Annotated in this window: 4 protein-coding genes and 1 pseudogene; 1 reads left to right on the top strand and 4 read right to left on the bottom strand. The window is 70.3% G+C overall.

From position 1 onward, the window contains the following. Nucleotides 1-28: 28 nt before the first annotated feature. On the bottom strand, nucleotides 29-451 hold the full coding sequence (locus tag AB0H87_RS37315) for a hypothetical protein (protein ID WP_360157026.1): 423 nt from the start codon (nucleotides 449-451) through the stop codon (nucleotides 29-31). After that, nucleotides 451-975, bottom strand: coding sequence for a hypothetical protein (locus AB0H87_RS37310; protein WP_360157023.1), 525 nt, complete (start codon nucleotides 973-975; stop codon nucleotides 451-453). The genes AB0H87_RS37315 and AB0H87_RS37310 overlap by 1 nt, the downstream gene beginning before the upstream one ends. 831 nt (nucleotides 976-1,806) lie before the next feature. Between AB0H87_RS37310 and AB0H87_RS37305 the strand changes: the two genes are divergently transcribed. Then, nucleotides 1,807-2,856, top strand: a complete 1,050-nt coding sequence (locus tag AB0H87_RS37305; protein ID WP_360157020.1) for an NAD(P)-dependent alcohol dehydrogenase — start codon at nucleotides 1,807-1,809, stop codon at nucleotides 2,854-2,856. Nucleotides 2,857-2,963: 107 nt separating this feature from the next. Here AB0H87_RS37305 and AB0H87_RS37300 read toward each other — a convergent pair whose 3' ends face one another. Together AB0H87_RS37300 and AB0H87_RS37295 are read right to left on the bottom strand one after the other, a co-directional pair. Then, the gene (locus AB0H87_RS37300) at nucleotides 2,964-4,295 is read right to left on the bottom strand and encodes a metallophosphoesterase (RefSeq protein WP_360157017.1); all 1,332 of its coding nucleotides are present in this window, start codon (nucleotides 4,293-4,295) and stop codon (nucleotides 2,964-2,966) included. 167 nt (nucleotides 4,296-4,462) lie between these two features. Next, nucleotides 4,463-5,473: pseudogene (locus AB0H87_RS37295) on the bottom strand (AfsR family transcriptional regulator); the annotation flags it as partial.

Here is a 5,473-nt window from a genome sequence, read left to right as displayed (position 1 = left end):
ACCGCTCCTCGTTCGGCCTCGTGATCGACTACAACAACGCGCCGCTCACGCCGACCGGGCTGACCACGAACAACGCCGCGTGCGCGACCGACAAGAGCCGGCGCGCGGCGGCCGGCAGGTTGTGCCCGTGGTGAGCTTGCCTGAGCTCACTGGCAAAGTGTTCCAGTGGCCAGTTGGCGACAACATGGAGTTGCTGCTCGATCGTTGTCGTCGTCGCCGTCGCTCCCACGAACAGAAACTCGGCGACGTGTCCTCCGGGCGGGACGACCGCGTTGAGCAGTTCGCGGTCGACCCGCCCGAGGTCCGAGCGGACGCGCTCGTACCAGCGGTGGTGCTGCGGCTGGATGACGCCTGAGTTGATCATGTAGAGGCTCTTGGCGGTTTCCGCGAGTGGCGAATAGGCGAAACGGATGCGCGCCAGAGCGGCCGAGCTGAGCCGGAACCGGATCATCAGGACAGAGTTTGACACATGTTTTCCACGGTGCCCCGGTTCTTGGTGAACTCCCGCGTTCCATCGGGGTTCGCCACGAGGATATGGTGCCCTGAGACCAGGTATATGCCAGGCGATGGGCTGCCAGCGAAGATGGGCGCGATGCCGTTGCCGTAGAAGACGAACGTGGTGCCTCCATCCGCGTCGTGGGTCGCCCGCAGAGTCCCGGAGGCGTCGCGTCGGGCGGACTCTCCAGTCTCGACGTTCGAGAACACCACGCCGAGCGGGCCCACCCAGTCCTGCACCTTTGGGCTGCCGTCCGGGAATACTTCGACCACCCTGGTGAGCTCGTGGTCGTACACCACCTCGCCGTGCAGGTCGAACGAGCAGGCATCGCCGGCGGGCACGGTGAACGACGGGGTCCGGAACGGCACCCAGCCAGAGTCTGCGCCGAGCCCGGCATCGGCCGAGGCCACGCCCGCGGGCGTCGCTGCCAGCACGAGCGCCGCGCCGAACGCAGCCGGCGCCTTCACAAATGTCTTCATGCCCCCAGCGTGTGCGGATCCCTGACCTGGGTCCACGATTAGGTTCGCCTCGAATCGTCGCTGCCACTACCGCAACGAGACTGCCTGCTCGGTCGCATCCGAACGATGGCGTGGGACGGATGACCATCCTGGAGATCTAGGCTCCCCTCGAGACGCGTCCCGCCTTACGGCATCTTCCGGGCGGGCTATCGCGTGGGCTGGAGTCCGACGCACGGGATACGCGCGCAGGTGCCGCGCGGGGCACGGCCGTCGGTTGCTGAGGTCTCGTAGGAGGTGCTGAACGCGGCGGTGGCGGTGCGGTCCTCGGCAGCGCGTCCGGTGATCTGGTGGGGGCGCTGCCATCCGCGCGCGATCACGGCTGTGCCGGACCTCCAAGAGTGGTCGACGTGATGTGGGCTCGGAGCTCGTCGACCAGTGCCGGTCGGTTAGCCCAGCCGGGCTGCTCGGATGATGTCCGCGAGAGTTTGTGATGTGTCCGGCGGTCGGAGATGAACGGGGCGCTTACCGACGACGAACGTGGTCTGGTGGGTGCCGCACATCGCCTCGGCCTGATCCTTAGCAGTGATTGGCCGGACGTAGCGGCTCATCTGCTCGTGCGGGGGGCGGACGGGCAGGCGGTTTGTGAGCTTGCCGGGCTTCCGCGGGCGGCGTCGCCCTGGTCTGTCGACTGGCTGGTACGGGACCGGCACGGCGCTCGGGTGCTCGCATTGAGCTGTGGTGGGCAGGCTAGGCGTTAATGTGTTAAGAACGGAATAAGTATGTTTGCGGTATTGGTCGGGTCTTGTGCGGCTTGGCGGTCCAACGAGATCACGCACGCCTACGGAGGCCGTTATGAAGGCGTTCGTCATGAGGGAGATCGGCCGTGTCGGGTTCGTGGACAAGCCCGTGCCGAAACCCGGTCCGAACGACGCGGTGGTACGCACGACCCGTGCGCTGATCTGCACGTCGGACTCCCACACCGTCCATGGCGGTATCGGACCCCGGCAGGACCTGACGCTCGGCCACGAGGCGGTTGGCGTCGTGGCGGACGTCGGCAGCGAGGTGCGTGACTTCCGGCCGGGCGATCGGGTGCTGGTCGGCGCGATCACGCCCGACTGGGGCCAACGGGCGGCGCAGGCCGGCTACGCGTCCCAGTCGGGCGCACCGCTGGGTGGGTGGAAGTTCTCCAACACCAAGGACGGCGTGTTCGCGGAGTACTTCCACGTCAACGACGCCGACGCGAACATGGCCAAGATTCCGGACGAGGTCGCCGACGAAGCCGCCGTGTACTGCGCGGACATGCTCTCCACCGGGTTCATGGGCGCCGAGAACGGCAACATCCCGATCGGCGGGACGGTCGCGGTGCTGGCGCAGGGCCCGGTCGGGCTGATGTGTACGGCCGGTGCGCGGCTCCGCGGCGCCGGACTCGTCATCGGCGTCGAGTCGGTGCCCGCGCGCCAGGAGCTCGCTCGCACGTACGGCGCCGACGAGATCGTCGATTTCTCCAAGGAGGACGTCGTCGAGCGGACGATGGAACTCACCGGTGGCGAAGGCGTCGACGCCGCGATCGAGGCGCTCGGGGCGGACCTCACCTTCCAGACCGCCGTCAAGATCACCAAGCCAGGCGGAACTGTCTCGAACACCGGCTACTTCGGCGAGGGCGAGTTCGTCCAGATTCCGCGGGTCGACTGGGGCGTCGGCATGGCGGACAAGACGATCGCGAGCGGCCTCTGCCCAGGGGGGCGGCTACGCATGGAGCAACTGTTGCGGGTCCTTGCCTTCGAACGCGTCGATCCCACTCTGATGACCAGTCACACCTTCCCGTTCGACCAGATGGAGCAGGCGTTCGAGGTCTCCGACAAGAAACTCGACGACGTCGTGAAGGTACTGGTCACGTTCTAGGACGATCGCGATCCGCCCCGTGATGATCAATAGCTGCGATCCACGACCCGGCGCTGGTGGTCGATGGCCGAGTGGGCGTACGCGGTGTGCCGGCCGTACCTCCGTCTTTACAGCGGGATCGTGATCGGCTCGTCGGTCACCGTACCGTCGGGTCGCCGGCGGGCGATCGGGGCCGGCGTGGCTCCGGGCGGCGTTGGTCCGTACGGGGTGACGACGAGCCGGTCGGGGAGCACCTGGACCAGAAGGCAGTGCGGCACGGCAGCCCAGGAGCGCGTGCCGGCCTCGGCGAACCGGCTGGGGGTCCGCTGGTCGAGCTTGCCTCCGGCGCCGGACACCACGTACTGCAGCTCGTCGACGTGCCCGTGCTGGAAGTTGTGCTCGTGACCGTGGAGCAGCAGCCGCACGCCGTTGCGCCGGTAGAGCGGCACCAGCCGCTCGAGCTGTTCCGGCATGGACTCGTGGGCGGGCCCGGCGCAGTAGGCGGGGTGGTGCGAGAACGGCACCTGCCACGTGGCGTCACTGGTGGCGAGGGTCCGCTCCAGCCAGCCGCGTTGTCCGGGCTCGTCGAACCAGTGCAGGCCCCGCGAGGATCCCCAGGTGGTGTCGACGCAGACCAGCTCCAGCAGTGCGCCGACGCGCAGCCGGTAGAACAGGCCAGGGTCGATCGACGCGCGCCCGGATTCTTCCCGCGGTCCGAAGCGGATGCGCAGGTACAGGTTGTCCTCCAGCTGCTCCCGGTCGTCGCTCGCCTCGGTGTCCGAGCTGTCGTGGTTGCCGGCGGTCGGGTAGAAGGCGAGGTGGTCGAACAGGTAGCGGTACGGCTGGAAGAACGTGAGCCACCAGTCCTCGTCGAACGCGCCCGTGGCGTCCTGCGGACCGTCCGGGCCGTGGTAGATCGAGTCGCCCAAGCCGACGACGAACCGGACGTCGACCGTGTCGGCCAACCGCTGCATCGTGCGCGCGATCGCGAGTTGCCGCTGACCGTCGGCGCCGGAGGCGATGCCGACGCCGAAATCGCCGAGGGCAAGGAAGGTCACCGGGTCCGGCTCAGAGCCGCTGGCGTGAGTCCGTAGTCGCTGGTCGAGTGGCCGCCAGGCGGGACCCAGCGTGCCCGACGCCCAGTCGAACCGCGGCCCGGCGCCCCACGGCTCGCCCTCGACGAGCACCCGGTACCGGTACGTGGTCGCTGGCCGCAACCCCCGTACCCACGCGTGGTTGGTTTCGTCGGTGACGGCCCTGCCGACGATCGCCCCGTCGCCGTCGAGCACCTCCACGACCGCCCGGCCGTGCGGTTCGGACCGGGCGCCGAGGGTCTCGCCGGTCCGCTCCGCCCGAAACCCGCCCGCACTCTCGCCCAGTCGGAAGCCGCCCCAGGCGATCAGCGCCGCCTCGTCCGTGACGTCGACCAGTTGTACGTACGGCTCGAAGTGTCCTTCCACCGCTCTGCGATACCCGCGTCCCGAGCCAGGCGAAACACCGCAACCTCAGCGCCCAGAGGTAGCTCCCGTGGTGGCCCGGCGCCGGCGACGGTTCCAGGAGGCAGCGGCCGTCGACGCCGACTAGTCGTCGCCGATACGGCGCACCACAAGGACTCTTATGCGACGGACTACCTGCGCGTCCGCGTCTTGGCTCGGCACACAGAGGCGGGGTCGCCGTCGGGCTCGGCGGCGGTGCGCAGCCAGCCCATCGCCGCGCGCAGGTTGGCCGCCTCGCGCCGCAGCCGGCCGAGCCACCAGCCCTGGGCCGAGCCGCGCAGGCCGCCTTCGGCGCGTTCGGCGAGGGCCAGGAAGTGCCTGGCGTGCGCCAGCCGGGCCGCGTCCTCGGCACCGGCGGCGCGCAGCCGGGTCAGCGCCTGACGGTGGATCGGCATCAGCATCCGGTAGCGCGCGTCGGCGCCCGGCCGTTGCGTCTCGACCAGTGACGCCTCGACGAGCGCGGCGAGGCCGTCGGCGGCGTCGGGTCCGGCGACCGCCACGGCCGCCTCGCTGTCGAACCCGCCCGCGAACACGGCCAGCCGGTCGAAGAGCAGCCGGGCCGCCGGCTCGAGCTGGTCCACACTGGACTCGACAGCGGCCGCGACCGTGCGGTGCCGGGCCGGCGCGGTCGGGTCCGGGCTGCGCAGCACGGCGGGGTCGGCTTGCAGCCGCTTGACGATCTCGGGCACCGACAGCACGGGCGTACGCGCGGCGGCCAGCTCGATCGCCAGCGGCAGCCCGTCGAGCTCGGCGCAGAGCCGGGCGACCGCGGCGGCGTCGGACTCCGGCACCGGCCGCCCGGAGCGGGCCCGCGCGCGTTCGAGGAACAGCCGGCTCGCGGGATGGACGGTCAGCCCGGCGATGGTGTGGTCGCCGTCCGGTGCCGGGAACGGCAGGGGCGGCACGGCCACGGTCAGCTCGTCCGGCAGGCGCAGCGCGGCCCGGCTCGTGGCCAGGATCCGCAGCGCCGGGCACCGGTCGAGCAGCACCCGGGCCAGCTCGGCGGCGCCGCTGACGACGTGCTCGCAGTTGTCGAGCAGCAGGAGCCCGGCGCCGAGGGCGTCCGCGAGGGTGTCGGCGATCGGCCGTAGGGCACGAGGACGCTGCCGCGTTGCCGGGCCCGCGCGGCGAGGCGTGCGGTG

It is taken from the genome of Asanoa sp. NPDC050611, from assembly GCF_040654855.1.
In the GTDB taxonomy this organism is placed as follows: domain Bacteria; phylum Actinomycetota; class Actinomycetes; order Mycobacteriales; family Micromonosporaceae; genus Asanoa.
Note: the sequence above shows the minus strand (reverse complement) of the source record. Positions and strands in the feature narration are given on the sequence as shown.

Coding starts and splice junctions, on each gene's coding strand:
- AB0H87_RS37315 (WP_360157026.1), bottom strand. CDS start 451: ATGATCCGGTTCCGGCTCAGCTCGGCCGCTCTGGCGCGCATCCGTTTC.
- AB0H87_RS37305 (WP_360157020.1), top strand. CDS start 1,807: ATGAAGGCGTTCGTCATGAGGGAGATCGGCCGTGTCGGGTTCGTGGAC.
- AB0H87_RS37310 (WP_360157023.1), bottom strand. CDS start 975: ATGAAGACATTTGTGAAGGCGCCGGCTGCGTTCGGCGCGGCGCTCGTG.